Origin of the sequence: Ancylobacter sp. Lp-2, from assembly GCF_020523795.1 — a bacterium.
Taxonomy (GTDB): domain Bacteria; phylum Pseudomonadota; class Alphaproteobacteria; order Rhizobiales; family Xanthobacteraceae; genus Ancylobacter.
This window is the reverse complement of the sequence record NZ_JAJALI010000006.1, coordinates 133,664-158,905: the sequence shown is the minus strand read 5'-3', so window position 1 is coordinate 158,905 and position 25,242 is coordinate 133,664. Positions and strand designations below refer to the sequence as shown.

General features: G+C 69.1%; 22 protein-coding genes. 9 read left to right on the top strand and 13 right to left on the bottom strand.

Features of this window, described 5'->3' with window-relative positions; genetic code table 11:
• Positions 1-81: 81 nt before the first annotated feature.
• From LGR54_RS16150 to LGR54_RS16115, 8 genes are all read right to left on the bottom strand, one after another.
• Positions 82-360, bottom strand: coding sequence for a hypothetical protein (locus LGR54_RS16150; protein WP_230363020.1), 279 nt, complete (start codon positions 358-360; stop codon positions 82-84).
• A gap of 332 nt (positions 361-692) precedes the next feature.
• Positions 693-1,037, bottom strand: coding sequence for a hypothetical protein (locus tag LGR54_RS16145; RefSeq protein WP_230363019.1), 345 nt, complete (start codon positions 1,035-1,037; stop codon positions 693-695).
• A gap of 50 nt (positions 1,038-1,087) precedes the next feature.
• Complete coding sequence (locus LGR54_RS16140; RefSeq protein WP_230363018.1) at positions 1,088-4,243, bottom strand: efflux RND transporter permease subunit; 3,156 nt, start codon at positions 4,241-4,243, stop codon at positions 1,088-1,090.
• A gap of 11 nt (positions 4,244-4,254) precedes the next feature.
• Positions 4,255-5,469 (bottom strand): efflux RND transporter periplasmic adaptor subunit, encoded by a 1,215-nt coding sequence (locus LGR54_RS16135; RefSeq protein ID WP_230363017.1) that lies wholly within the window; start codon positions 5,467-5,469, stop codon positions 4,255-4,257.
• 169 nt (positions 5,470-5,638) lie between these two features.
• Positions 5,639-6,925, bottom strand: a complete 1,287-nt coding sequence (locus tag LGR54_RS16130) for a TRAP transporter large permease (protein WP_230363016.1) — start codon at positions 6,923-6,925, stop codon at positions 5,639-5,641.
• Positions 6,922-7,494, bottom strand: coding sequence for a TRAP transporter small permease (locus LGR54_RS16125; RefSeq protein WP_230363015.1), 573 nt, complete (start codon positions 7,492-7,494; stop codon positions 6,922-6,924). The genes LGR54_RS16130 and LGR54_RS16125 overlap by 4 nt, the downstream gene beginning before the upstream one ends.
• Complete coding sequence (locus LGR54_RS16120; protein ID WP_230363014.1) at positions 7,491-8,288, bottom strand: Asp/Glu racemase; 798 nt, start codon at positions 8,286-8,288, stop codon at positions 7,491-7,493. Before LGR54_RS16120 ends, LGR54_RS16125 begins: the two co-directional genes overlap by 4 nt.
• Positions 8,289-8,308: 20 nt before the next feature.
• Positions 8,309-9,307, bottom strand: a complete 999-nt coding sequence (locus tag LGR54_RS16115) for a TRAP transporter substrate-binding protein (RefSeq protein WP_230363013.1) — start codon at positions 9,305-9,307, stop codon at positions 8,309-8,311.
• 473 nt (positions 9,308-9,780) lie between these two features.
• Between LGR54_RS16115 and LGR54_RS16110 the strand changes: the two genes are divergently transcribed.
• The 8 genes from LGR54_RS16110 to LGR54_RS16075 all read left to right on the top strand — a co-directional run bounded on the left by LGR54_RS16110 (position 9,781) and on the right by LGR54_RS16075 (position 18,640).
• On the top strand, positions 9,781-10,623 hold the full coding sequence (locus LGR54_RS16110) for an SDR family NAD(P)-dependent oxidoreductase (RefSeq protein WP_230363012.1): 843 nt from the start codon (positions 9,781-9,783) through the stop codon (positions 10,621-10,623).
• A 186-nt stretch (positions 10,624-10,809) separates the two neighbouring features.
• On the top strand, positions 10,810-12,111 hold the full coding sequence (locus LGR54_RS16105) for a cytochrome c (RefSeq protein ID WP_230363011.1): 1,302 nt from the start codon (positions 10,810-10,812) through the stop codon (positions 12,109-12,111).
• A gap of 13 nt (positions 12,112-12,124) precedes the next feature.
• Positions 12,125-12,598, top strand: a complete 474-nt coding sequence (locus LGR54_RS16100; RefSeq protein ID WP_230363010.1) for a (2Fe-2S)-binding protein — start codon at positions 12,125-12,127, stop codon at positions 12,596-12,598.
• Positions 12,591-14,927: a xanthine dehydrogenase family protein molybdopterin-binding subunit gene (locus LGR54_RS16095; RefSeq protein WP_230363009.1), complete on the top strand. Its 2,337-nt coding sequence runs from the start codon at positions 12,591-12,593 to the stop codon at positions 14,925-14,927. Before LGR54_RS16100 ends, LGR54_RS16095 begins: the two co-directional genes overlap by 8 nt.
• Before the next feature lie 117 nt (positions 14,928-15,044).
• Entirely contained in the window at positions 15,045-15,503 is a 459-nt protein-coding gene (locus tag LGR54_RS16090) for a MarR family winged helix-turn-helix transcriptional regulator (RefSeq protein WP_230363008.1), read from the top strand.
• Positions 15,500-17,563 (top strand): FUSC family protein, encoded by a 2,064-nt coding sequence (locus LGR54_RS16085; RefSeq protein ID WP_230363007.1) that lies wholly within the window; start codon positions 15,500-15,502, stop codon positions 17,561-17,563. Before LGR54_RS16090 ends, LGR54_RS16085 begins: the two co-directional genes overlap by 4 nt.
• Positions 17,564-17,567: 4 nt before the next feature.
• Positions 17,568-17,777, top strand: a complete 210-nt coding sequence (locus LGR54_RS16080) for a DUF1656 domain-containing protein (RefSeq protein ID WP_214010336.1) — start codon at positions 17,568-17,570, stop codon at positions 17,775-17,777.
• Entirely contained in the window at positions 17,774-18,640 is an 867-nt protein-coding gene (locus LGR54_RS16075; RefSeq protein ID WP_230363006.1) for an HlyD family secretion protein, read from the top strand. The genes LGR54_RS16080 and LGR54_RS16075 overlap by 4 nt, the downstream gene beginning before the upstream one ends.
• 75 nt (positions 18,641-18,715) lie before the next feature.
• Here LGR54_RS16075 and LGR54_RS16070 read toward each other — a convergent pair whose 3' ends face one another.
• The 5 genes from LGR54_RS16070 to LGR54_RS16050 all read right to left on the bottom strand — a co-directional run bounded on the left by LGR54_RS16070 (position 18,716) and on the right by LGR54_RS16050 (position 24,102).
• Positions 18,716-19,792: an isocitrate/isopropylmalate family dehydrogenase gene (locus LGR54_RS16070; protein ID WP_230363005.1), complete on the bottom strand. Its 1,077-nt coding sequence runs from the start codon at positions 19,790-19,792 to the stop codon at positions 18,716-18,718.
• Between the two features lie 65 nt (positions 19,793-19,857).
• Positions 19,858-21,357: a tripartite tricarboxylate transporter permease gene (locus tag LGR54_RS16065; RefSeq protein ID WP_230363004.1), complete on the bottom strand. Its 1,500-nt coding sequence runs from the start codon at positions 21,355-21,357 to the stop codon at positions 19,858-19,860.
• A 44-nt stretch (positions 21,358-21,401) separates the two neighbouring features.
• The gene (locus LGR54_RS16060; protein WP_230363003.1) at positions 21,402-21,881 is read right to left on the bottom strand and encodes a tripartite tricarboxylate transporter TctB family protein; all 480 of its coding nucleotides are present in this window, start codon (positions 21,879-21,881) and stop codon (positions 21,402-21,404) included.
• A 136-nt stretch (positions 21,882-22,017) separates the two neighbouring features.
• A complete protein-coding gene (locus tag LGR54_RS16055; RefSeq protein ID WP_230363002.1) occupies positions 22,018-22,980 on the bottom strand; it encodes a tripartite tricarboxylate transporter substrate binding protein in 963 nt (320 codons plus the stop codon).
• 87 nt (positions 22,981-23,067) lie between these two features.
• Entirely contained in the window at positions 23,068-24,102 is a 1,035-nt protein-coding gene (locus LGR54_RS16050) for a PdxA family protein (RefSeq protein WP_230363001.1), read from the bottom strand.
• A 195-nt stretch (positions 24,103-24,297) separates the two neighbouring features.
• On the opposite strand from LGR54_RS16050, the gene LGR54_RS16045 reads away from it, so the two are divergent.
• Complete coding sequence (locus LGR54_RS16045) at positions 24,298-25,233, top strand: LysR family transcriptional regulator (RefSeq protein ID WP_230363000.1); 936 nt, start codon at positions 24,298-24,300, stop codon at positions 25,231-25,233.
• The last annotated feature ends 9 nt before the right edge of the window (positions 25,234-25,242 follow it).

Here is a 25,242-nt window from a genome sequence, read left to right as displayed (position 1 = left end):
GCGACAATTCCTCCCGGCGGGGGCGCCCCCGGCCGCCGGCACCGCGAACGCCGCCCGGAAGGCGGGTTCGCGGCCCCCGGTTCAGCGGCCGCCGCGGGCGTTCTGTTCGATGGTGCGGGCGATGTCGGGCACGATGCCGACGGTGGTAGGGGTCTTGGTGGCGCGGGGCTGCTGGGCGGTGGCCGGCTTGGCGGAAGAGGGAGGCTCGTCGCGCTGGGCCGGCTTGGCTTGCTGCGCGCTGCGCGGCGCCTCGGCATAGCGCTCGGCGTCGCTGGAGGCGCGCAGCTCGGCGCTCGCCGGCGTGAGAGCGGCGGCGGCCAAGAGAAGAGCGGCGAGGGCGCGGACGGTATGAATTCGCATATGCCATTCCTTTTGGTTGCTTGGATGAAGCCGTCGGCTTCAGGGAAACAACTTTTCGGCGACGACCCGGTCGTGGTCGTCTGATGGCAAAGATGAACGTGCCCTGTCGCAGGGTTTTGGCGATATGTGCCGACAATGTATCCGTGGCGATCGGAATTGTAGGTTTCTGGGCAGCGGATACATTTGCCGGATCGGGGTGAGTTTTGCGGAGCTTCGGTCACGGCTTGCCCCGATGCATGGTGGCTGGCCGTTCGAGATGACATCGCGCCGGCGATGGGGGCCGCCGGCGCGATGTCCCGCGCGCTCGCCCCCGCCGGAGCGGGGGGCATTGCCTAGGAGCGCGCGTATTCCTCCAGCAGCACGTCGAGGAAGGCGGCGGGCAGTTCGCCACGGCAGTACAGCCGGGCGCGCGAGGAGACCTCCGGCGTCGTCACCTGATAGGTCGGCGGCTCGCCGGGCCGCCAGTCGTCATACAGCCCCCATGCGTCGTTCTCCTGCCAGTCGTCGGCGACCTGCCGGCTGACGATCGGCGGGTCGGCGGCGCGCAGGGCGAGCGGGTCGATGTCGGACCCGGCATCGCCGAACACGACCATGCCGAGCAGGACGGCGGCGGTGAGCAGGAAGCCGGCGCCGATGTCGCGCCAGCGCGGGGAGGGGCGTTCGGGATGGTCGGACATGTGAACCTCCGTTCCATGGAAATAGTCGTGCGAGGCCGCGCGCGGCGGCCTCAGGCGTGTTCGTTCGCCGGCACCGAAGCGCCCGACCGCCGGGGCAGGGCGCGGCAGATGGCGTAGAAGGCCGGGGTGAAGAGAAGGCCGAACAGCGTGACCCCGAGCATGCCGGCGAAGACGGTCACCCCGAGCGAGCGGCGCAGCTCGGCGCCGGCGCCCTCGGCCAGCACCAGCGGCATCACGCCGAGGATGAAGGCGAGCGAGGTCATCAGGATCGGCCGCAGCCGCACCCGCGCCGCGTCCACCGCCGCCTCGGCCGGGCCGAGGCCCTCCCCCTCGCGCTGGCGGGCGAACTCCACCACCAGGATGGCGTTCTTGGCGGCGAGGCCGATCAGCACCACGAAGCCGATCTGCGCGAGGATGTCGACGCTCATCGCGGCGACCAGCAGGCCGGATATCGACGCCAGCAGGCACAATGGCACGATGAGCATGACGGAAAGTGGCAGCATCCAGCTCTCGTACTGCGCCGCCAGCAGCAGGAAGACGAAGACGATGGAGGCGGCGAAGACGATCAGCCCGGAGCTGCCGGCAAGCCGCTCCTGGAGGGCAAGCTCGGTCCATTCGAAGCTGTAGCCGGCCGGCAGGACGTTGGTGGCGATCGCCTCCATGCTGTCGAGCGCGCCGGCGGTCGAGGTGCCCGGCGCCGCCGCTCCCTGCACCTCGCCGGCCATGGAGAGGTTGTAGCGCGGCATGCGATAGGGGCCGGTGCGCTCCTCGAAATTCGCCACCGCGCTCAACGGCACCATGGCGTCGCTGTCGCTGCGGGTCTTGAAGTTGGCGATGGTGGCGGGATCCTGGCGGAAGGCGCCGTCGGCCTGCGCCCGTACCTGGAAGGTGCGGCCGAGGAGATTGAAGTCGTTGACATAGGCGGAGCCGAGATAGACCTCCAGCGCCTCGAACACCCGGCTCGACGGCACGCCGAGCATTTCCGCCTTCACCCGGTCGATGTCGGCATAGAGCTTCGGGGTGGCGGTGTTGAAGGAGGAGAAGACGCGCACCAGCTCGGGATGGCGGGCGGCTTCCGCCACCACGGCGCCGATCGCGGTTTCGAGATCGGCCGGCGTGCCGCCGGTGCGGTCCTGCACCATCATCTTGAAGCCGCCGGTATTGCCCATGCCGCGTACCGACGGCGGCTTGATCGGTACCAGTCGGGCCGCGTCGATATCGGCGGTCTGGCGCGGCATCGCCGCCATCACGGTATCGACGTCGAGGCCGCGCGCCGCCCGCTCGGCGAAGGGTTCGAGGATGACGAAGGCGATGCCGCCGGCGGAGTTGCTGGTGGAGGTGGCGCCGTCGATGCCGGCCATGGCGACGACATGGACGACGCCGTCCATTTCCATCAATCGGTTCGACAGCTGGATCATCGCCGCCTCGGTGCGCGGCAGCGCCGAGCCGGGCGGCAACTGCACCGAGGTGATGAAATAGCCCTGGTCCATCTCCGGGATGAAGCCGCGCGGCGCCCGTTCGAGCTGCCAGCCGGTGAGAGCGATGAGACCGGCATAGGGAATGAGCGCGAGCGCGCCGAGCCGCAGCACCCGCCGGGTCATCCCGCCATAGCCGGAGGAGAGCCGGTCGAAGCCGGTATTGAAGGCGGAAAAGCCGCGCCCCAGCCAGCCGAGCGGCCCCCGGCGGGGTGCATGCGCGTGGTGCGGCTTCAGCAGCAGCGCCCCGAGGGCGGGGCTCAGCGTGAGCGAGACGAAGGCGGAGATGATCGTCGAGACGGCGATAGTGACAGCGAACTGCCGGAAGAACTGGCCGGAAATGCCGGGGATCAGCGCGGCCGGAATGAACACCGCCGACAGCACCAGCGCGATGGCGACCAGCGCGCCGGAAATCTCGTCCATCGAGCGATGCGCGGCGTCGCGCGGCGACAGGCCGGCGCGCAGATGCCGCTCGATGTTCTCCACCACCACGATGGCGTCGTCGACGACGATGCCGATGGCCAGCACCAGCCCGAGCAACGACAGGTTGTTGAGCGAGTAGCCGAGCGCCGCCATCACCGCGAAGGTGCCGATCAGCGAGATCGGGATGGCGAGGATGGGAATGACCGCGGCACGCCAGCTCTGCAGGAACAGGATGACCACGACGACCACGAGCAGGATCGCCTCGCCGAGGGTCTTGTAGACTTCGTTGACCGACTCCTCGATGAACAGCGTCGGATTGAAGGGAATGTCGTAGGCGACGCCGGACGGCAGCGTCTCGCCGAGCTGGCGCATTTCCGCCACGACCCGCTCGGAGGTTTCCAGCGCGTTCGTGCCCGGCTGCTGGACCACCTGGACGGGCTGCGCCGGACGGCCGTCCAGATTGGCGCCGGCGCGATAGCTTTGCGCCGTGAGCTCGACGCGGGCGATGTCGCGCACGCGGGTGACGCGGCCATCCGCATCGGTGCGCACGATGATGTTCTCGAACTGCGCCGGTTCGGACAGCCGGCCCAGCGTCTCGACATTGAGCTGGAAGGCGCCGCCCGGCGGTACTGGCGGCTGATTGAGCATGCCGGCGGCGACCTGCACGTTCTGCGCCGCCAGCGCCTCCACCACCTCGCCGGCGGTGAGATTGCGCGCGGCGACACGGTCAGGATCGAGCCAGATCACCATCGCGTAGTCGCGCGAGGCCGGCAGGCGCACGTCGCCGACGCCCGGCACCCGCAGCAGCGCGTCGCGCAGCTGGAGGGTGGCGTAGTTGGAGAGATAGAGCTGATCGCGCGAATTGTCCGGCGAGAACAGCTGCACCACCATGAGGATGTCCGGTGACGACTTGCGGACCGTGACGCCGACGCGGCTGACCGCCTCCGGCAGGCGCGGCGAGGCCACCGCGACGCGGTTCTGCACCTGCACCTGCGCGTCGTCGATATCGGTGCCGAGCGCGAAGGTGACGGTGATGGAGAGCTGGCCGTCGCCGGTCGCCTGCGAGGACATGTAGAGCATGTTCTCGACGCCGTTGATCTCCTGCTCGATCGGGGTGGCCACCGTGTTGCTGAGCACCTCGGCGGAGGCGCCGGGATATTGCGCGCTCACCACCACGGTGGGCGGAGCGATCTCCGGATATTGCGCGATCGGCAGGGTGACGTAGCCGGCGAGGCCGACCAGCACGATGAGGATCGACAGCACGGTGGCGAAGATCGGCCGGTCGATGCAGAAATGGGCGAGGCGCATCGGACCGTCCCTCAGTTGGCGGGGATAGGAGCGAGCGCGGCGGCGCGCGGCTCGGCCTCCGCCGTCTGCGTGGTCACCTTCTGCCCGGCGCGTACCCGCATCAGGCCGCCAACGACGACGCGGTCCTCGGGATCGAGGCCGCTGCGCACGATGCGCAGCCCGTCATCCTGGCGCGGGCCGAGCTGCACCCGGGCGGAGGCGACCGTGCCGTCTTCCGCCACCGTGAACACCGCGCGGTCGGCCTGGTCGGTGGTCAGCGCGGTCTCGGGCACCAGCATCGCCGCATAGCTGCCGGAGAAGGGCAGGCGCACATGGCCGAACTGGCCGGGGATGACGGCGTCGTCGGCATTGGCGATCACCGCCCGGGCCCTGAGCGTGCCGGCGCCGGCCTCGAGCCGGTTGTCGACGAAATCGACGGTGCCCTTGTGCGGCCAGTCGCGGTCGGCTTGCCCGCGCGCCTCGACGGCGATGCGGCGGTCGTAGAGCAGCGGCAGCGTGCCGCTCTCGGCGGCCTGCCGGTAGGCCAGTAGGTCCTGCTCGCTGATGTCGAACACGAAATACAGCGGGTCGAGCGCCACCAGCGTGGTCAGGATGGCGCCGTCCGACACCAGCGCGCCGATGTCGAGCCGGCGATTGGACACCCGCCCGGCGAAGGGCGCGCGGATGTCGGTGAAACCGAGATCGATCTCGGCGCTGGAGACGGAGGCCTCCGCCAGCGCCCGGGCGGCGTCGGCGGCCTTCTTCTGCTGGCGGCGCTGGTCGAGGGTCGACTGCGAGACGGCGCTGGAGCTGACCAGTTGCTCGGCGCGGTTGAGTTCGAGATCGGCGAGCTCGACCTGCGCCGCGGCGCTGGCGAGCTGGGCGCGGGCCTCGTCGAGCGCGGCGCGGTAGGGGCGGGGATCGATGGTGAAGAGCAACTGGCCCGCCTCGACCAGCGCGCCGTCCTCGACATCGATGGAGGCGAGGTGGCCGACGACGCGGCCGCGGATCTCCACCGCGGCGCTGGGCTCGAAGCGGCCGGCGAATTCGCGCCATTCGACGATCTCGCGCCGCACCGGGGGGGCGACCGTCACCGTGGGCGGCGCGGCGGCCGGTTGCGGGCTCTGTGCCTGCGCGGAGGACGGCAGACCGGCCGGGATCTCGAAGACGAGATGGAAGGCGGCGAGCGCGGCGGCGACCGACAGACCGGCGGCAAGTGTCACGGCACGAGTGACGGGGGTGCGCATAGCTGTCCCTTGTTTGAACCGGGAGGGACGCTAGCGGGCATTTGTCGCGGAGTTTCCGCGATGCACCATCGATTTTGTCGTCAGCTGTCGCGAGGCATCGATGCGCGACGGATTGTTACATTTGTCGCCGAAAGATCCGGCGACGACCCTCGGGCCGCCGCCGGCGCGTTCATTCCGCCATCAGCGACGGCAGGCCGGTGGAGAGCCACGGCACCGCGGTGAGCAGGATGAGGAACGCGATCATGCCCCAGAAGAACGGCATGTTGGCGCGGAACACATGCACCACGTCCTCCCGCGCGATCTTGGCGGACACCAATATCGCGATGGCGACCGGCGGGGTGATCTGGCCGATCACCACCGTCACCACGATCAGCACGCCGAAATGCACGAGGTCGACCTGCATGGCGATCAGCGAGGGCAGCAGCACCGGCATGATCATCGGGATCAGCGGGTCGAGCACCATGCCGGCGATCAGCGCCAGCAGCAGCAGGACCAGCAGCTTCAGCGTCTGCCCCTCGAAGGGGAACAGCATCTGAAGGCCGTCGGCCAGCGCGATCGGTACCTTGGCCTGCGACAGCGCCCAGCCGAGCGCGGTGGAGAAGCCCACCACGATCAACACCTCGCCGGTCATGATCACCCCATCCACCGTCACCTGGCGCAGTTCCGACCAGGTGATCGAGCGGTAGACGAATTTCGACAGGACGAACGCATAGGCGAGGGCGAAGGCGCCGGCCTCGCTCGGCGTGCACACGCCGGAGATCAGGCTGATCAGGATGAAGGCCGGCAGGCCGAGCGGCAGGATGGCGCGCTTGCCGGTGCGCCACACCTCGGCCGGCATGAAAGGCCCGGCGGTGCCCCAGCCCCGGCGCGGCGCGAGGAAGGAGATCACCCCCATCATCATGCCGCCCATCAACAGGCCCGGCACCACGCCGGCGAGGAACAGCGCGCCGAGCGAGGTGCCCGTCACCGCCGAATAGAGGATCATCGGCGAGGAGGGCGGTATCAGCACGCCGATCCCCGAGGAGGTGGCGGTGACCGCTGCGGCGAAGGGACCGGGATAGCCGTGCTTCTTCAGATGCGGGATGGTGACCGAGCCGGTGCCGGCGAGATCGGCCACCGAGGTGCCGATCATGCCGCCGAACAGCACCGAGGTGACCACGTCGACATGGGCGAGGCCGCCGCGCATCCACCCCACCAGCGCCACCGCGAAGTCGAACAGCCGCTTGGCGATGCCGCCATTGTTCATGATGCCGCCGGCAAGGATGAACAGGGGCAGGGTGACGAGGATGTAGTCGGCGACGCCGGTCAGCGTCTGCTGCGGCAGCGCGAGCGACCAGCCGCCGCTGATCGACAGGAAGATGAACACCGAGGCGACCAGCGCCACGATGATCGGGAAGCCGGTCACGACCAATAGGCAGAGGGCGACGAGCGAGCCGCCGGCGAGGGCGAGCATCATAGTTTCACCTCATGGGCGGGGTGGTCGGCGATCTCCTGCGCGAGATCCTCGATGTGCACCGGGGCGTGCGGCACGACGGTGCGGTAGAGGAAGGCGATGGCCATGCCGAGCGCGGCGGCGAGAAGGCCGCCGGAGATCCAGGACTTGGGTATGTCGAGCATCGGCGTGACGTCGCGGCCGAACACCATCATGTAGCGCCAGGAGAACCAGGCGACGCCGAGCATCAGGAGAGCACTGGTGAAGCTGATCACCTGCGAGAGCGTGCGGGCATTGCGCGCGTTCAGCCGGCTGGTGACGATCTCGCAGCCGACCAGGGCGCCGCGCCCCGCCGCCAGCACCACGCCGACCGCGGCGATCCACACCAAGAGGATCGAGACGGCCTCCTCGGTCCAGGGCAGCGGGTTGTTGAGGAAATAGCGGCCGGTCGCGTTGGCGAGCACCAGCACGCTCAGCGCCGCCATCAGCACCACGCCGGCGGTCTCCAAGAGCCAGGAGGCCGCACCGATGAGGCTGGCGCGGCCGACAAGGTCGGAGGGCGTGCGCCGCGCCTCCAGAAGCTTGAAGGTCATGACGGCGTTCCTCCTTCGGCAGCGAGGCGGCGGGCGAAGAGCTGGCCATAGCCGGGACGGGCGCCGTCGATGCCGGCGACTTCCAGGCAATGCCAGAACGAGGCCTGCACGGCGGAGATCACCGGCTTGCCGAGCGCGGTCTCCAGCGCCTCGATGACGCCGGCGGAGCGGAAATTGGTGCAGGAGATGAAGATCGCCGTGGCGTCCGGGTGGTCGCAGGCGACGACATGGTCGAACACCTTTTCCAGCGGCACCTCGGCGAGCGCCCAATCCTCGTCGATGCCGAGATTGCCGCTGTTGAGCACCTTGTGGCCGTTGGATTCGAGGAAGTTGATTGCCCGCTGGTGGATGGCGTCGACATAGGGCGTGGCGAGCGCCACCGGGCCGGCCTTCACCTCCTTGAGCGCGGCGAGCGAGGCGGTGGAGGCGGTGGTGGCCTTCACCCCCGGCGCCCAGCCCTCCATGCGGCCGATCAGCGCCTTGTCATAGGCGGTACCGTAGACGAAGGAGGCGCTGGTACCGCCGAAGCACAGCACGTCGATCGGCGCCGAGCCGACCAGCCGGGCGGACTGCTCCAGCTCCGGCGCGTTCATCATCTGGTCGATGCCTTCCAGCGTGACCTTGGGCAGGCGCACGCGGGTGGTGTGGATCGACAGGCCCGGCGCCGCCATGGCCGCCCATTCGGCGTCCATGACGATGCTGGAGGCGATGTAGATGAGGCCGAGGCGGCCGAGGGTGGCGTAGCCGTCGTAACGGAAGCCCTCGCGGGCTTCCTCACCAGTGATCGAGGTCATCTCGGAAAGCTCGCTCGCATTCACTTCAGGCTGGCTTCGAGCTTGGCCATGAGGTCGGGGCCGACCACCTTGGCGATCTCGCCCTTCACCGGCTCGGCGGCGGCGCGGAAGGCGGCGAGATCCGGCGTCGTCACCGTGACGCCCTTGGACTTGAACTCATCGACGAGGCGGGCGTCGCTGTCGTCGGAGACCTTGCGGGTGGCAGCGCTGCCGGCCTTGGCGGCTTCCTTCAGCTTGGCCTTCATCTCGGCGGGGAGCGCGTCATAGGCGGCGCCGTTCATGGCGAGGGTGATGGGGGTGTAGACGTGGTTGGTCAGCGCGATGAACTTCTGCACCTCGAAGAAGGAGAAGTCCTTGATCACCGAGAGCGGGTTCTCCTGGCCGTCCAGTGCGCCCTGCTTCAGCGCCATGTAGACCTCACCGAGCGGCATCGGGGTGGGCGCGGCACCCAGCGTCTTGAAGGCGAGGATGCGGGTCGGGCTCCCCGGCGTGCGGATCTTCAGGCCCTTGAGATCGGCGGGAACGTTGATCTGCTTGGCTGTGGTCGAGATGGTGCGGAAGCCGAGTTCGCCGAAGGCGAGGACCTCGAGGCCGGCCTTCTCGCGCAGCGAGGCGCCGAGCAGCTCGCCGAACTTGCCGTCGAAGGCGGCGCGGGCGGCCGCCTTGTCGGCGAACAGGAACGGCGTGTCGAGCACCGAGAAGCCCTTGTCGAGGGTGACGACGTCGGATCCGAGCGGCACGACTTGCACCTCGCCGGCGCGGATCAGTTCCATCAGCGCGGTCTCGTCGCCGAGCGCGCCGCCCTCGAAGAACTCGATGGCGACGCCCGAGCCGGCCGACTTGGCGAGCGCGTCGCGGAAATTGGCCAGCATGATGTTGAGCGGATCGCCGGCATTGGTTTCCACCGCCAGCCGCAGCTTTGTCTGGGAGAACGCCGGGGAGGCCAGCCCGGCGGCGCCGAGCACCGAAGCAACGACGCCGACGGTGGCGAGCCGCTTCAGGGACGAGAGAGTGAACATGATGCGCGTTCCTTGCCCTAGAGAAAGACCGCGGATCTGTTTGCATCGAGCGTGCCAGCAGCAGAAACACTAGGGAATCTGTGCCAATAACTCTACGTATGCCCATGGGGGAAGCAGCGATACAGGATGAAGGCGCATATTTAATCAGATAAAATTATGTAGTTCTATTTCTAAGATAGGAAATCTCTATTCAATAAATATACGTTTCATCGTGTGATGGTGCAGGTAAACGCGGATAACTTTACGGCATCGGAATAAACATGTTCAATGCTGATGATCGCATTTTCCGATGCGCGGGGGTGTTTTCCTGCCGCGCGCCTGCCGATCGTTGAGCTAGGTTCAACGCGGCGATGAGGAAAGCCGGGTTCGGGGCGGCGGGAGGCGGCGCTATAGGGAAGGGCCTGCCGTCCCGGGAATTGGCCGGGCCGTTCCAGTGGGGCGGGCGGGGCCACGGCGAAACCGAGGGAAGCACCATGACACATCCGGCCATCGCACCCGACCGCGTCGCGGTCGTCACCGGCGGCGCCAGCGGCATCGGGCTCGCCGCCGCCCGACGTTTCGGCGCGGCGGGCATGGCGGTGCTCGTCGTCGACCTGCCGGGCGCCGCGCTCACCGAGGCGGTGGACGCGCTCAAGGCCGAGGGCATCGCGGCGGTGGCGGCGCCGGCCGATGTGAGCGACCGCGCGCAGATGGCCGCCGCCAAGGCGCAGGCCGACCGCATGGGGCCGGTGACGGTGCTGATGTGCAATGCCGGCCGCGAGGGCGGTGGCGGGCTTGCCGCCGACGAGGCGGTGTGGCGCCGCACGCTGGACGTCAATTTCTGGGGCGTGTTCCACGGGCTGCAGCTCTTCCTGCCGGACATGACCGGCTCGGCGCTGCCCGGCGCGGTGGTGGTGACCGGCTCCAAGCAGAGCATCACCCTGCCGCCGGGCGACACCGCCTACAATGTCTCGAAGGCGGCGTTGCGGGCGCTGGCGGAATCCGTCTCGCACGACCTCGTCAAACAGACCGGCGGGCGGGTGAGCGCGCATCTGCTGATCCCCGGCTTCACCTATACCGGCTTCACCCGCGCCAAGGGGGTGAGCGAGAAGCCGGCGGGGGCCTGGACCTCCGAGCAGGTGGCCGACTTCATGCTGGACGGCCTCGGCAAGGGCGACTTCTACCTGCTCTGCCCGGACAATGAGGTGACGCGCGAGATGGACCTCAAGCGCATGCGCTGGGGCATGGGCGACATCGTCGAGAACCGGCCGGCGCTGTCGCGCTGGCATCCCGACTACGCCGAGGCCTTCGCCGCCTATATGAAGGGCGGTGGCTGAGGCCGGCGGCGCGCGGGAGCGCCACGGGGACCGCGCGCGGCGGCGGGAGGCAGGGGACCGCAGTTAAACCGGCGCGCCTTGACCTAAAGTTGCGGTGGCGTGGAGCTGGCTCCCGCCAGAATTGCTTTGACGCTCCATGTCAGAAGAATTCTAATTCAGGCGTTGGTCGTCTTAGGGATGCCGCGCGTGAGTCCCCGGTTCTTGCTGTCGATCGTTGCTGTCGTGGTGATCGCCGGGCTGGCCGGCTTCGGGTTCTACGCCTATCGCCCGAGCCTGCCCGTCGTCACCGTCGTGGAGCCTTCGAGCTTCAGTCCGGACATGGTGGAGAAGGGCCGCATATTGGCGGCGGCAGGCTATTGCGCCACCTGCCACACCGCCGCCGGCGGCCAGTCCTATGCCGGCAACTACCCGGTGGAGACCGGCTTCGGCACCATCTACGCCTCCAACATCACCCCGGACCCGGTGACCGGCATCGGCGGCTGGTCGCCCGCCGCCTTCCGCCGCGCCATGCATGATGGCGTCCGCCGCGACGGCGCGCATCTGCTGCCGGCTTTCCCGTTCGACCACTTCACCAAGATGACCGACGAGGACGTCGACGCGATCTATGCCTATCTGATGGCCCGCGTGGCGCCGGTGGCGGAGAAGACCCGGGACAACACCCTGCCGTTCCCGCTCAACCAGCGGATCCTGCAGGCCGGCTGGAAGCTGCTCTTCGTCGATTTCGGCCGCTACCGGCCCGATCCCGGCAAGTCGGCGCAGTGGAACCGCGGCGCCTATCTCGTCGAGGGCGTGACGCATTGCGGCGCCTGCCACACGCCGCGCAACCTGCTCGGTGCCGAGAAGACCGGCGAGGCCTATGCCGGCGCGCCGATCGACAAATGGATCGCCCCGGCGCTGACTGCCGCCAATCCCTCGGTGGTGCCGTGGAGCGCCGCCGACTTCACCCGCTATCTCGCCACCGGCTCCGGGGTCTATCACGGCATCGCCGCCGGCCCGATGGGACCGGTGGTGCATGCCGGCCTGCGCGAGCTGCCGAGGAGCGACATCGAGGCGATCGGCGCCTATCTCGGCGCGGCGATCGGCGCCCCCGACACCAACCCGGCCGACAACCCGGTGGTGATGGCCAGCCTGAAAGCCGGCCGCCTGGACCCGGCCTATCGCCGCGATCTCGGCGAGCGGCTCTACGCCACCGCCTGCGCCGCCTGCCACTACAATGCCTCGACGGTGGTCGAGGGGCGCCCGGAGCTGGCGATCAACTCCTCCGCCCGGCTCGCCGAGCCGACCAATCTCATTCACGTCATCCTCGACGGCGTCGATGCGAAGAACGGCACCGGCGGCATCGTCATGCCCGCCTTCCGCCACGCGCTGTCGGACGCGCAGATCGCGGCGGTGGCGGCCTATCTGCGCGAGACGCGCGCCAAGCTGGCGCCCTGGCCCGAGCTTGCCGCGCAGGTGGCGCGCATCCGGGCCGAGGGCGCCGGGCACTGACGGGGGGATCGGCATGATCGACTTCACCATCAACGGACGGCAGGTCAGCGTCGATGTCGAGGAGGACACGCCGCTCTTGTGGGTCATCCGCGACACCGTGGAGCTGACCGGCACCAAATATGGCTGCGGCATCGGCCTGTGCGGCGCCTGCACCGTGCATGTCGGCGGCCGGGCGACGCGCGCCTGCATCACCCCGGTGGCCGACGTCGCCGGCACCGAGATCACCACCATCGAGGGGCTGGACCCCGACGGCAACCATCCGGTGCAGCAGGCCTGGCGCCGGCTGCAGGTGCCGCAATGCGGCTACTGCCAGTCCGGGCAGATCATGCAGACGGCGGCGTTCCTCAAGGACATTCCCGGCCCGACCGACGCCGACATCGACGCGGTGATGACCGGCAATCTCTGCCGCTGCATGACCTATAACCGCATCCGCGCCGCCGTGCGCGAGGCGGCCGCGGCCTTGCGGGGGGAGGCGACCAATGGCTGACCTGTCCGGCCTGCGCGGCCGCCCCGGCAAGGACGGCCTGTCCCGGGCCGGGAGCCTGAGCCGCCGCGGCTTCCTGGTCTCGATGTGCGCCGCCGGCGCCGTCTTCGGCTTTCCGCGCGCCGGCCGCGCGGCGATGGACCCCGCCGTGCCCGGCGGCGCGCCGATCGCGGCGGCCGGCGCCCGCTACGAGCCGACCCTGTGGTACTGGATCGACGCGCAGGGGCGGGTCAACGTCAACATCATCCGCGCCGAGATGGGCCAGCATGTCGGCACCGCCATCGCCCGCATCCTCGCCGACGAGCTCGGCGCCAGATGGGACGACGTGCATATCGAGCATGTCGACACCGCCGCCAAATGGGGGCTGATGGTCACCGGCGGCAGCTGGTCGGTGTGGCAGAGCTGGCCGGTCTATCGCCAGGCCGGGGCGGCGGGGCGGGCGGCGCTGGCGCAGAAGGCGGCCGAGCTCTGGGGCGTCGACGCCGCGACGCTCAGCGTCGCCGACGGCGTGGTGTCCGGCGGCGAGCGCCGCGCCACCTTCGGCGAACTGGTGGCGCAGGGCATCGAGCGCCGCTTCACCGAGGAGGAGCTGAAGGCGCTGCCGCTCAAGCCGCATGCCGAGCTGACGCTGGTCGGCCGCGAGGTGACCGCACTCGACATCGCCGGCAAGACCACCGGCCAGGCGATCTTCGGCATCGACGCCAGGGTCGAGGGGATGCTGCACGCGGCGCCCCTCCTGCCGCCGACCCGCTATGGCTGCGAGATCCTGCGCATCGACGACGGCGCGGCGAAGGCAGTGAAGGGCTATCGGCAGACGCTGAAGCTCGACGACCCCTCGGGAACCGCGCCGGGCTGGGCGATGGTGATCGCCGACAGCCACTGGGCGGCACAGAAGGCGGCCGGCCTCGTCAAGGTGGAGTGGAAGACCGGCCCGGCCGCCAAGGTGAGCGAGGCGGACATCCAGCGGCATGCGCGCCAATTGATCGCCGATGACGGCAAGGGGGCGGTACTGGACACCGGCGACACCGACGTCACGCCGGTATTCGCCCGCGCCGCCGTCACCATGGAGGCGGAATACACCACCGCGACGGTGCTGCATTTCCAGCTGGAGCCGGTGAACGCGCTGGCCTTCCGCAATGCCGAGGGCGTGTGGGAGATCCACACCGGCAACCAGTGGCAATCGCTGGCGCTGCCCTGGCTGCAAAAGGCGCTGGGCGTCGACGAGAACGGCGTCGTCATGCGCAGCTACATGTTGGGCGGTGGCTTCGGCCGGCGCCTGAACGGCGACTATGCGGTGCCGGTGGCGCTGGCCTCGAAGGCGCTCGGCGGCGTGCCGGTGAAGATGGTGGCGACGCGGTCGGACGACCTGCGGTTCGACAGCCCGCGCTCGCCCTCGGTGCAGCGCCTGCGCATCGCCTTCGACGCCGACAAGAACGTCATCGCCATGGACATGGCGGTGGCGGCCGGCTGGCCGACCAAGGCGATGCTGCCGGCCTTCATGCCCAAGGGCATCAATGGCGAGCCCTATGACCCGTTCTCCATCGACGGCGCCGACCACTGGTATTCGGTAGGCGCGCAGCGGGTGCGGGCGATCTCCAACGACCTGGCGGAGAGCACCTTCCGGCCGGGCTGGCTGCGCTCGGTCTCGCCGGGCTGGGTCAACTGGGCGGTGGAGAGCTTCATGCACGAGGTGGCGGTGAAGAGCGGCCGCGACCCGGTGCGGTTCCGCCTCGACCATCTGAAGGCCGAGGGCCGCAACGCCGGCACCGCGCCGGATTCGGTGGGCGGCGCGGCGCGCCAGGCGCAGGTGCTGGCTCGGGTCGCCGCCTTGTCCGGCTATGGCAAGCCGGGCCTGCCGGCCGACACCGCCATCGGCGTGGCCACCAGCTACGGCCAGTCGCGCTCGATGCCGACCTGGGTGGGCGGCGCGGTCCAGCTGCATGTGAACCGGCGGACCGGCTTCGTCGACGTGCAGAAGATCTGGCTGGTGGTCGATTGCGGCACCGTCGTCGATCCCGACGGCGCGCGCGCCCAATGCGAGGGCGCGGCTCTGTGGGGCCTGTCGATGGCGCTGTGCGAGGGCACGGAGTTCGAGCACGGGCAGGTTCGCGACCGCAACCTCGACAGCTACACGCCGTTGCGGATGGTCGATGCGCCGGAGGTCGTGGTGGAGTTCGTCGACAGCACGGAAGTTCCGGTCGGGCTGGGCGAGCCCGGCACGACGGTGGTGGCGCCGGCGATCGGCAACGCGATCTTCGAGGCGGTCGGCGTGCGGCTGCGGCATCTGCCGATTCGCCCGGAAGCCGTGCTCGCCGCGCTGAAGACCAAGTAACCGGAAGGGGCGCTTGCCGTAGCGGGTTCGCCCATCGTCGCCGGCTGCCTTCACGAACCAGTGCGTCGTTACATATTTTGTTTGCAAAAATATAATTAGAATCCTATCGATCTGCCCATGAACGAGATCAACACCCTCCGGCGGACGCTCACCGCCCAGCTTCTCCAGGCGGGACGCCAATGGCGCCGCATCGCCGAACGGGAGCTGGGTGCGCTGGGCATTTCCGAGGCCTGCGCGGCGCCGCTGCTGTGGACCGGCCGGCTGGGCGGCGGGGTGCGGCAAGTGACGCTTGCCGCCTATGTCGGCATCGAGGGGCCGTCGCTGGTGCGGCTGCTGGACCAGCTGGCGGCGTCCGATCTCATCGAGCGGCGCGACGATCCGACCGATCGGCGCGCCAAGACCATCTGGCTGACCGAGGCCGGCGAAGAGCTGGCCTCCCGCATCGAAGACGTGTTGGTGGATGTCCGCGGGCAGGTGCTGACCGGCATCGACCCGTCCGACCTCGAGGCGGCGCTACGTGTGCTCAAGGCGTTCGACGACGTTGCCGCGCGTTCGCCTGAGGAGGTGTCGTCGTGACCCTGCCGTCCTGGCGGGACTGGCTGTTCTCGGGAAAGGCCTTTCTCGCGTCCATGCTGGCGCTCTACATCGCGCTGGCCTTCGATCTGCAACGCCCGTACTGGGCGATGGCAGCGGTGTACATCGTCGCCAATCCGCTCGCCGGCGCCACCAGCTCCAAGGGCCTCTACCGGGCGCTCGGCACGCTGATCGGCGCGTCGGCGGCGGTGTTCTTCGTGCCGATCTTCGTCAACGCCCCGGAGCTGCTCAGCCTCGTCGTGGCGCTGTGGACCGGCACGCTGCTCTACATCTCCATGCTCGACCGCACGCCGCGCAGCTATGTGTTCATGCTCGCCGGCTACAGCCTGCCGCTGATCGCGCTGCCGGTGATCAGCACGCCCGACCAGATCTTCGACGTCGCGCTGGCGCGCAGCGAGGAGATCATCATCGGCATCACCTGCGCGAGCATCGTCGGCGCCGTGGTGTTCCCCACGAGCGTCGGCACCGCGCTGTCGGCGCGCATCTCCGGCTGGCTCGACGACGCCGCTTCCTGGACCGGCGAGATCCTGCGCGGCGAGGGCGCCCTGCCGAAGACGCCGCTGCGCCGGCAGAAGCTCGCCGCCGACATCACCGGCCTCGACCTGATCATCAGCCAGCTGTCCTATGACGCCGCCACCCGCGACGTGCTGCCCCATGCGCGCGAGCTGCGCGGCCGGCTGCTGATGCTGCTGCCGCTGCTCTCCTCGCTGGCCGACCGGCTGCACGCGCTGAAGGCGCAGGATGGCGGCCTGCCGGCGGAATTCGCCGCGCTGCTGCAACGCGTCGCCGACTGGCTGTCCAAGGGCCGCGCCGCCGATCCCGCCGTCGCCGACGAGCTCATCGCCGCGATGACCGCGATCCGCCCGGAAGGCTCGGCCGACTGGACCGAGCTGATGCGGTCGAGCGCGCTCGACCGGCTTGCCGAGATCGTCGCGCTGTGGAGCGACTGCCTCAGCCTGCGCGCCGACATCGAGCGCGGCCAGCATGCCGGGCCGTGGCGTCCGCGCTTCCGCCACCGCCGGGTGGTCAGCCGGGCCCGGCATTATGATTTCGGGCTGATGCTGTTCTCCGCCGGTTCCTGCGTGGCGGCGATCCTGGTCCTCACCGGCTTCTGGATCGTCAGCGGCTGGTCCAGCGGCTCGGGCGCGGTGATGATGGCGGCGGTCGCCTGCTCGTTCTTCGCCGCGATGGACCGTCCGGCGCCGTTCATCCGCACCATGGCGGTGCTGACCGCCGTCAGCGTGGTCGTCGCGGCGGTGTACCAGTTCGCCATCCTGCCGATGGTGCATGACTTCGAGATGCTGGTGCTGGTGTTCGCGCCGCCCTTCCTGCTGCTCGGGCTGATCATTCCCAAGCCGCAGTTCAACATGCTGGGCGTGCTGATGGCGGTGAACACCGCCTCCTTCGTGGCGATGCAGAACCGCTACAGCGTCGATTTCGCGAGCTTCGCCAATGAGGGCCTCGCGGCTATCGTCGGCATCTCCTTCGCCTTCGTCTGGACCATCGCGACCCGGCCCTTCGGGGCGGAGATCGCGGCCCGGCGGCTGGTGCAGGCCGGCTGGTCGGATCTCGCCGAGACCGCCTCGGGTCGCCATCGCGACGATCCCGAGCGGCTGGCCGGCCGCATGCTCGACCGGCTGGGCCAGCTGGTGCCGCGGCTCGCCATGGTCGACGACGTCGAGCTGGCGAAGGTCGACGGCTTTGCCGAGGTGCGCGTCGGCTTCAACATCGTCGAGCTGCAGAAGACGCGGCGCGAACTGAGGGATGAGGCGCGCACCGCCGTCGACGGCGTGCTCGCCAGCCTCACGGTGCTGTACCGCGAGCGCGCCGCCCGGCGCCGGTTCATCGCCCCGTCCGAACAGCTCTGCGCGGCGCTCGACGACGCGCTGCGGCTGATCGCGCCCGAGGAGGGCGGGGTGGCGCGGCGGACGCTCGATGCGCTGGTCGGCCTGCGCCGGGCACTGTTCCCCGACGCGCCGGGTCCCACGGGCGGCTTCGCCCCCAAGCATCCCGACCAGCCGACGCTGCTGGCGGCGGAGTAGGTCCATGGCCGGTGAAGTCGATATCTACGGCGTCTACATTCCCAACCTGCTGGCGCTGATGGTGGCGACGCTGCTGGTCAGCCTCGTCGTGCGGCGGGTGCTGGCCTTTCTCGGCGTCTACGCCCTCGTCTGGCACCGCGGGCTGTTCGACGTCGCCCTCTATGTCATCCTGTTACAGGGCATGTCCCTGCTGTCCCAATGGTGGCTGTCATGAAGTTCTCGTTTCGCGGCGCCATCCGCGTCATCGTCACTCTTGCCCTGGTCTTCGCCGCGATCGGCGCCGGGCGCGAGCTCTGGACCCATTACATGGACGACCCATGGACTCGCGACGCCAAGGTGCGCGCGGACGTGGTCGGCGTCGCGCCGGACGTGTCGGGTTTCGTGAGCGAGGTGCTGGTGCAGGACAACCAGTCCGTCAAGAAGGGCGACGTGCTGTTCCGCATCGACCGCGCCCGCTTCGCCATCGCGCTGGAGCAGGCCGAGGCGGTGGTCGACGGCCGCAAGGCGACGCTCGACCAGGCGGTGCGCGACCGCGAGCGCTACGAGCAGCTGAAGGACGTCGTTTCCGAGCAGAAGACCGAGCAGATGCGGATGTCCGAGGCCGAGGCCGGCGCGGCCCTCCGCCAGGCCCAGGCGGATCGCGACCTCGCCAAGCTCAATCTCGATCGCACCGAGGTGAAGGCGCCGGTCAACGGCACCATCTCCAATCTCAGCCTGCGGCCCGGCGACTACGTGACCACCGGCACCGCCAAGGTGGCGCTGGTCGATACCGACTCGCTGCGGATCGAGGGCTATTTCGAGGAGACCAAGCTCGCCCGCATCCAGGTCGGCGCGCCGGTGACGATCCGGCTGATGGGGCAGGCGGCGCCGCTGCGCGGCCATGTCGAGAGCATCGCCACCGGCATCGAGGACCGCGAGCGCACGGTGGGCACCGGGCTGCTGGCCAACATCAACCCGACCTTTAGCTGGGTGCGCCTCGCCCAGCGCGTGCCGGTGCGCATCGTGCTCGACGAGACGCCGGCCAATGTGCAGCTCGTCGCCGGCCTCACCGCCACCGTGTCGGTGGGGGAGAAGTGAGCCGCCGCTCCCCGGCGACCCGCCAAGGCGGGCGCGGGGCGCGGTAAGGGAGCAGCCACCGGCGTCGGGGCTGCTTCAGTCCCGGTACTGGGCGATCGCCTCGGCGATGGTCGCGGCGGCGGTGCGGCAGGAGGCGGTGCCGCCGACATCCACCGTCCGTGTCGCGGCGCTGCCGAGCGACTGGTCGATGGCGGTGGTGATCGCCTTCTCGGCCAGCAGCAGGTCGTCCCGGCCGTGCCGGGCGCCGAGCCAGCCGAGCATCATGCCGGCCGAGATCACCATGCTGATCGGATTGGCCTTGTCCTCGCCGGCGATGTCCGGCGCGGAGCCGTGCGAGGCATTGGCCATCACATGGTCGGCGCCGGCGTTCAGGCCGCCGCCGAGGCCGAGGCTGCCCGCCAGCGCCGAGCAGAGATTGGAGATGATGTCGCCGATGAGGTTGGTCATCACCACCACGTCGTAGCGCTCGGGCCGCATGTAGATGTCGGCGTTGAAGGCGTCGACGATCACCGAATCGCAGCGCACGTCCGGATACTCGGCGGCGACCTTCATGCACTCGTCGTAGAACAGGCCGTCGGTCATCTTGAAGATGTGCTTCTTGCTGAGCACGGTCACGTGGCCGCGCCGCCGCCGCGCCCACTGGAAGGCGGAGTGCGCGATGCGCTTCGAGGCATGTGCGGTGATCTTGCGCATCGAGATTGCCACGCCCTCGACGGGCATCATCTCGCCATAGCCCTCGAACATGTTGCGGTCGGGATAGAAGCCCTCCGAGTTCTCGCGCACCACCAGCACGTCGAGGCCCGCCCGCGCGTTCGGCACGCTGGGCGACGATTTCGACGGCCGCAGATTGGCGTAGAGGTCGAGATCGTGGCGGAAGCGCCCGGGCACGTTGATGCCGCCGGCCGAGGACGGGTAGCCGCCATTGTCGCAGGGACCGAGGAGGATGGCGTCGGCCGCCACGGCGGCGGCATAGACATCGTCGGTCAGCGAGGTGCCGTGCGCCGCGAGGCTGGCATGGCCGATCACGTGCTCCTCGAAGGCGAGGCCGAGCGCGAAGCGACGGTCGGCGGCCTGCAACGCCAGCACGGCGGCGGCGGTGATTTCCGGACCGATGTGGTCGCCGGGAAGGACCGCGATCTTGAGCGAAGACATGTCAGGCTCCATGGGAACGCAGAGGAGGCGGGCGCGTGGCGGCGCCGTTCAGGCGACGGCACCGTTCAGGCGATGGCACGCTTGCGCAGCCGCATCAGCATGGGGATGAGCAGGGCCGCCACCGCGACGGCCAGCAGGCCGGACGCCAGGGGATGGGTGAAGGGGTTGTAGAACACCGAGATGTCGCCCTGGCTGATCGCCAGCGCCCGGCGCAGATGCTGCTCGGCCATCGGTCCGAGGATCAACCCGACGATGCAGGGCGCCACCGGCACGCCGATCAGGCGCATGCCGAAGCCGCCAATGCCGATGATCCAGAGCAAAGCGAGGTCGAACACGCTGTTGTTGATCGTGTAGACGCCCAGCGTCGCGAAGGTGAGGATGCCGGCATAGAGCCAGGGCCGCGGGATCAGGAGCAGCTTCACCCATACCCCCGCCAGCGGCAGGTTGAGCAGCAGCAGGAAGAGATTGCCGACATAGAGGCTGGCGATCAGGCCCCAGACCAGCTCGGGGCTGGATTCGAACAGCAGCGGGCCGGGCTGCAGGCCGTATTGCTGGAAGGCGGCGAGCATGATCGCGGCGGTGGCGGAGGTGGGCAGGCCAAGCGCCAGCAGCGGGGCGAGCACGCCGGCCGCCGAGGCGTTGTTGGCGGCCTCTGGCCCGGCCACCGCCTCGATGGCGCCATGGCCGAATTCCTCCGGGTGCTTGGCGAAGCGCTTCTCGACGGCATAGGACAGGAAGGTGGGGATTTCCGAGCCGCCGGCGGGCAGGGCGCCGATGGGAAAGCCGATCAGCGTGCCGCGCAGCCACGGCTTCCACGAGCGGCTCCAATCCTCCCGGCTCATCCAGAACGAGCCCTTGATCGCGTAGATCTCCTCGGTCTCGTAGCGGTAGCGTGCCGCCTGATAGAGCGCCTCGCCGACGGCGAACAGGCCGACCGCGACGATCACGATGCCGACGCCGTCGAGCAACTCGGGGAAGCCCATGGTCAGGCGGGCGACGCCGGTCTGGCGGTCGGTGCCGATGAGGCCGAGCGCGAGGCCGATGAGCAGGCTGGCGAAGCCGAGTGGCAGCGAGGAGCCGAGCACCGCTGTCACCGTGACGAAGGCCACCATCATCAGCGCGAAATATTCGGCCGGCCCGAAATGCAGCGAGAAGCGCACCATGGCCGGCGCCACGAAGGTGAGCGCCAGCGTGGCGATGGTGCCGGCGACGAAGGAGCCGATGGCCGCGGTGGCCAGCGCCTGCGCCCCACGCCCCTTGCGCGCCATGGAGTGACCGTCGATGGCGGTGACGATGGAGCCGGATTCGCCGGGCGTGTTGAGCAGGATCGAGGTGGTGGAGCCGCCATACATCGCGCCATAGAAGATGCCGCCGAACATGATGAAGGCGGCGGTCGGCTCCAGCGTGGCGGTGACCGGCAGCAGCAGCGCCACCGTCAGCGCCGGCCCGATGCCGGGCAGCACGCCGATGGCGGTGCCGACCAGCACGCCGATGGCCGCCCACAACAGGTTGGCCGGCGCGAGCGCGACGAGGAAGCCGTCGAGGAGAAACTGAAGGGTCTGCATGGGATCCTGGTCCCCAGATGGTCGAGCGGGCGGAGCGACGCGGTTCAGTCGAGGAAGTGCTCGACGATCCAGCCGTCTGGCAGCGAAAGTCCGAGAAGCTCGTTGAACACGTAGAAGGAGAGGCCGGCGACGATCAGGCCGATGGCGAGATTGGCCAGCCATCGACGGTTGCCGAACGCCCGCGCGACGATGACAAAGAGCAGCGTCGTCGCGACGATCCAGCCGGCCGTCTCAAGGATCAGCAGCTGGAGCAGCAGGCCGGCGAGGACCAGGGCGACGGGACCGATGTCGATCTGGCTCCAGCCCTCCTCGGCGAAGCTGGACCGCAGCGCGTTGGCGACCAGTACCGCACCGTTGACGGCGAGGCCGAGCGCGATGAGCAGCGGGAAGAAGGCAGGCCCGACGACGGCCTGCTGGCCGGACGAGACATGCGTGATCGTGTCGGCGCCGATCGCCACGGCGATCAGCAGCATGAGCCCGCCCAGCACGGCATGGGCGGTTCGCAGCTTTGCTGCCGGGTTCATGGGCAAACTCCCCGATCTGCACGTTGCCGACATGGATGTGCGGCCGAAAGGGCGTACCCCGGGGTGCCGTCGGCCGCCCCGGGATGCCGCCGCGGCGAGCCCGGTTTCCCGACTCTCGCCACGGTACGTTCCGTCCTCATTGGATCAGACCGAGATCCTTGAACAGCGCCTGGACGCGCGCCTGCTCGTCCTTGAGGAACTTGGCGAATTCCGCCGGCGGCATGTAGATGTCCTGCCAGCCGCGCTCGCCGATGGTCTGCTTCCATTCCTCGGTCTTGACCATCTCCGCCACCGCCGCTTCGAGCTCGGCGCGTTCCGGCCCCTTGGGATCGGCGGAGGAGACGACGGCCCGCCAGTTCACGAAGGAGACGTCGTAGCCCTGCTCCTTGAAGGTCGGGATGTCGACGCCGGGGAGCCGCTCGGGGGAGGCGATGCCGAGGGCACGCACCTGGCCGGTCTTGATCTGCGAGGACAATTCGCTGTAGCCGCCGGTGCCGACCGTGACATGCCCGCCCATGACGCCGGACAGCATCTCGCCGCCGGAGGTGAGCACGACATAGTTGATCTTCTTCGGATCGACGCCCGCGGCTTTCGCGAGCAGGCCGTAGAGGATGTGGTCCGAGCTGCCCGGACCCGACCCGCCCCAGGAGACGGAACCGGGATCGGCCTTCAGCTTGGCGACGAGGTCATCAAGGGTCTTGAGCGGTGAGTCCGGCGCCACCACGATCGGCTGATACTCGCCGCTGAGGCGGGCGAGCGGGTAGGTGTCGTCGAGCGTCACGGCGGACTTGTTGGTCAGCACGGCGCCGACCAGCGCCAGGCCGACCATCAGCACGCTGGGATTGCGCTTGTTCTTGTTGACGAAATTGGCGAGGCCGATGGTGCCGCCGGCGCCCGGTGCGTTCTCGACCTGGATGCCCGAGGCCAGTCCCTTCTTCTGGAAGATCGACTGCATGATGCGGGCATTCTGGTCGTAGCCGCCGCCCGGCGCCGCCGGGGCGACGATCTCGAGCCGCTTGAGCTCGGCCATTGCGGGGCTGGCCGCTCCGGCCCCGAGAACCAGCGCCGATGCGACGGCGATGGAAATCCAGTTCTTCATCTTGTCCTCCCAGACAATGGATGGGCCCGTTTGCCGGGCTTGCCGAATGCGGATGATCGAAACCGCCACCCTTGATCGCTGTAATGGTCAGGCGGCCTTGGCGGTCGCCGCGGTGGCGTCGGCCAGCCGGCTCGCTAGCCGGATGGCGTTTTCCAGCGCCCCGGTCTTCGCGATGCCCTGGCCGACGATGTCGAAGGCGGTGCCGTGCGACGGGGTGGTGAAAATGGTCTCCAGCCCGGCCGTGACGGTCACGCCGCGGTTGAAGCCCTTGAGTTTCGTCGCGATCTGCCCCTGGTCGTGATACATGGCGACGACGCTGTCGAATTCGCCGCCGAACGCCCGCACATACACGGTATCGGCGGGGAAAGGACCGCGCGCGTCGATGCCGGTGCGCGCCACCTTCTCCACGGTGGGGCGGATCAGTTCGATCTCGTCGCGGCCGAACAGGCCGTTCTCGCCGGCATGCGGATTGAGCGCGGCCACCGCGATGCGCGGGTGCTCGAAGCCGGCCTTGCGCAGCATGCGATCGACCAGGACGATGGAGTCGGTGATGCTGGCCTCGTTGATCAGGTCGATCGCCTCGCGCAGCGAGGTGTGGCCGGTGACGCGCGACATCCACTGATTGTCGAGGACGTTCATCTCCGAGAAATAGGTGGTGTGGCCGAGGAGATGGGCGAACATCTTGTGCTCGTCCGGGAATTTCCAGCCGCCGTCGAACATGGCGCGCTTGTTCAGCGGCGCGAAGGTGACGGCGTCGACCTCGCCGGCCTGGGCGAATTTGATCGCCGCCGCCAGCGTGTCGCCGATCAGGCGGCCGGCTTCGGCGCTGGCGACGCCCAGGGGAAACAGCGCCGGGTCGGTATTGGCGAGGTCGACGAGGGGGACGGCCGGGCGGGACCAGTCCGCCTGCTTCGGCGAGGCGATGGTGGCGACCTCGAAGGAGACACCGGCCTGCCGCATGCCGAGGGCCAGCACCCGGGTATCGCCGACCACCACCAGCCGCGCCTCCTCGGCGAGCTTGCCTTCCGCCAGTATCCGGGCGGTGAGCTCGGGGCCGATGCCGGTGCAGTCGCCCGGTACGAGGGCGATGATGGGCCGCTCCGTGAGCCGCTCTTGGGTCATTACTATCCTCTTCGATATGAATGGCAGAGGAGAGGTCGCCGTTCGAGGCCGGGGATTTGCGGGCGTCCGCGCGTGGCGCCGCCGCCGGATCCCCACCGCCGCGCTCTCGCTCGATGCCGTCCCGATGCTGGCAACATAGCGGCGCGAAAGAGTGCGTGGTAATAACAGTACGACATCAATTGATGCGTTGGGCGCATGGACCTCGAACTCGGCTGGCTCAAGGATTTCATTGCCGTCATCGATGCCGGCGGCTTCTCCCGCGCCGCCGAGAGCCGGCACGTCTCGCAGCCCGCGCTCAGCCGTCGCATCCGGGCGCTGGAGGAGTGGCTGGGGACGCCGCTGTTCGAGCGCAACACGCATTCGGTGCAGGTGACGCCGGCCGGCCGCAGCTTCCGGCCTTTCGCCGAGGACATGCTGCGGCGGGTCGAGGCCGGGCGGGAGCGGGTGCTGGAGACCGCCCAGGCGACGTCGGAATCGGTGCAGTTCGCCTCGACGCATGTGCTGTCGCAGCGGTTCTTTCCCAACTGGATCCGCAAGATCCAGAGCCGCGAACCGGGCATCACCATCCAGCTCTTCGCCGCCAACATGTCGATCTGCGAGCGCCTGCTGATCGACGGCGAGGTGCACTTCCTCCTCGCCTATGACCATCCGGCGACGCCCACGCGGCTTCAGGCGTCGCGCTTCCATTCGATCATCCTGGGGCGGGAGCATCTGATCCCGGTGAGCGTGCCGCGCGAGGCGGGATCCAGCGTGCCGCGCTTCGAGCTGCCGGGCTCGGCGAGGGAGCCGCTGGCCTATCTGACCTATCATTCGGGATCCGGCGTCGGGCGCATCCTCGACGGCTTCCTGAAGACACGCGAGAAGTCCTCCGCGCTTGTCCCCACCTTCACCGGGCCCGCGACGCTGCTCGCCGAGATGGCGCTGGACGGCGCCGGTCTCGCCTGGCTGCCGACCGTGCTCATCCATCAGGAACTCGCCACCGGGCGGCTGGTGCATGCCGGCTCGCCGGCCTGGGACGTGGCGGTGGAGATCCGGCTGTTCCGGCCGCGCTCACGGCTGAAGAAGTCGGCGGAGCGTTTCTGGACCCAGGCAAAGGCCGCCGCGCTCCGCGACGAGGGAGCCGCCGGCTGACGCCCGCGG

Bases quoted from the DNA above. Each gene is read 5' to 3' on its own strand.
- LGR54_RS16150 (WP_230363020.1), bottom strand. From the start codon at position 360: ATGCGAATTCATACCGTCCGCGCCCTCGCCGCTCTTCTCTTGGCCGCC.
- LGR54_RS16145 (WP_230363019.1), bottom strand. From the start codon at position 1,037: ATGTCCGACCATCCCGAACGCCCCTCCCCGCGCTGGCGCGACATCGGC.
- LGR54_RS16140 (WP_230363018.1), bottom strand. From the start codon at position 4,243: ATGCGCCTCGCCCATTTCTGCATCGACCGGCCGATCTTCGCCACCGTG.
- LGR54_RS16135 (WP_230363017.1), bottom strand. From the start codon at position 5,469: ATGCGCACCCCCGTCACTCGTGCCGTGACACTTGCCGCCGGTCTGTCG.
- LGR54_RS16130 (WP_230363016.1), bottom strand. From the start codon at position 6,925: ATGATGCTCGCCCTCGCCGGCGGCTCGCTCGTCGCCCTCTGCCTATTG.
- LGR54_RS16125 (WP_230363015.1), bottom strand. From the start codon at position 7,494: ATGACCTTCAAGCTTCTGGAGGCGCGGCGCACGCCCTCCGACCTTGTC.
- LGR54_RS16120 (WP_230363014.1), bottom strand. From the start codon at position 8,288: ATGACCTCGATCACTGGTGAGGAAGCCCGCGAGGGCTTCCGTTACGAC.
- LGR54_RS16115 (WP_230363013.1), bottom strand. From the start codon at position 9,307: ATGTTCACTCTCTCGTCCCTGAAGCGGCTCGCCACCGTCGGCGTCGTT.
- LGR54_RS16110 (WP_230363012.1), top strand. From the start codon at position 9,781: ATGACACATCCGGCCATCGCACCCGACCGCGTCGCGGTCGTCACCGGC.
- LGR54_RS16100 (WP_230363010.1), top strand. From the start codon at position 12,125: ATGATCGACTTCACCATCAACGGACGGCAGGTCAGCGTCGATGTCGAG.
- LGR54_RS16095 (WP_230363009.1), top strand. From the start codon at position 12,591: ATGGCTGACCTGTCCGGCCTGCGCGGCCGCCCCGGCAAGGACGGCCTG.
- LGR54_RS16090 (WP_230363008.1), top strand. From the start codon at position 15,045: ATGAACGAGATCAACACCCTCCGGCGGACGCTCACCGCCCAGCTTCTC.
- LGR54_RS16080 (WP_214010336.1), top strand. From the start codon at position 17,568: ATGGCCGGTGAAGTCGATATCTACGGCGTCTACATTCCCAACCTGCTG.
- LGR54_RS16075 (WP_230363006.1), top strand. From the start codon at position 17,774: ATGAAGTTCTCGTTTCGCGGCGCCATCCGCGTCATCGTCACTCTTGCC.
- LGR54_RS16070 (WP_230363005.1), bottom strand. From the start codon at position 19,792: ATGTCTTCGCTCAAGATCGCGGTCCTTCCCGGCGACCACATCGGTCCG.
- LGR54_RS16065 (WP_230363004.1), bottom strand. From the start codon at position 21,357: ATGCAGACCCTTCAGTTTCTCCTCGACGGCTTCCTCGTCGCGCTCGCG.
- LGR54_RS16060 (WP_230363003.1), bottom strand. From the start codon at position 21,881: ATGAACCCGGCAGCAAAGCTGCGAACCGCCCATGCCGTGCTGGGCGGG.
- LGR54_RS16055 (WP_230363002.1), bottom strand. From the start codon at position 22,980: ATGAAGAACTGGATTTCCATCGCCGTCGCATCGGCGCTGGTTCTCGGG.
- LGR54_RS16050 (WP_230363001.1), bottom strand. From the start codon at position 24,102: ATGACCCAAGAGCGGCTCACGGAGCGGCCCATCATCGCCCTCGTACCG.
- LGR54_RS16045 (WP_230363000.1), top strand. From the start codon at position 24,298: ATGGACCTCGAACTCGGCTGGCTCAAGGATTTCATTGCCGTCATCGAT.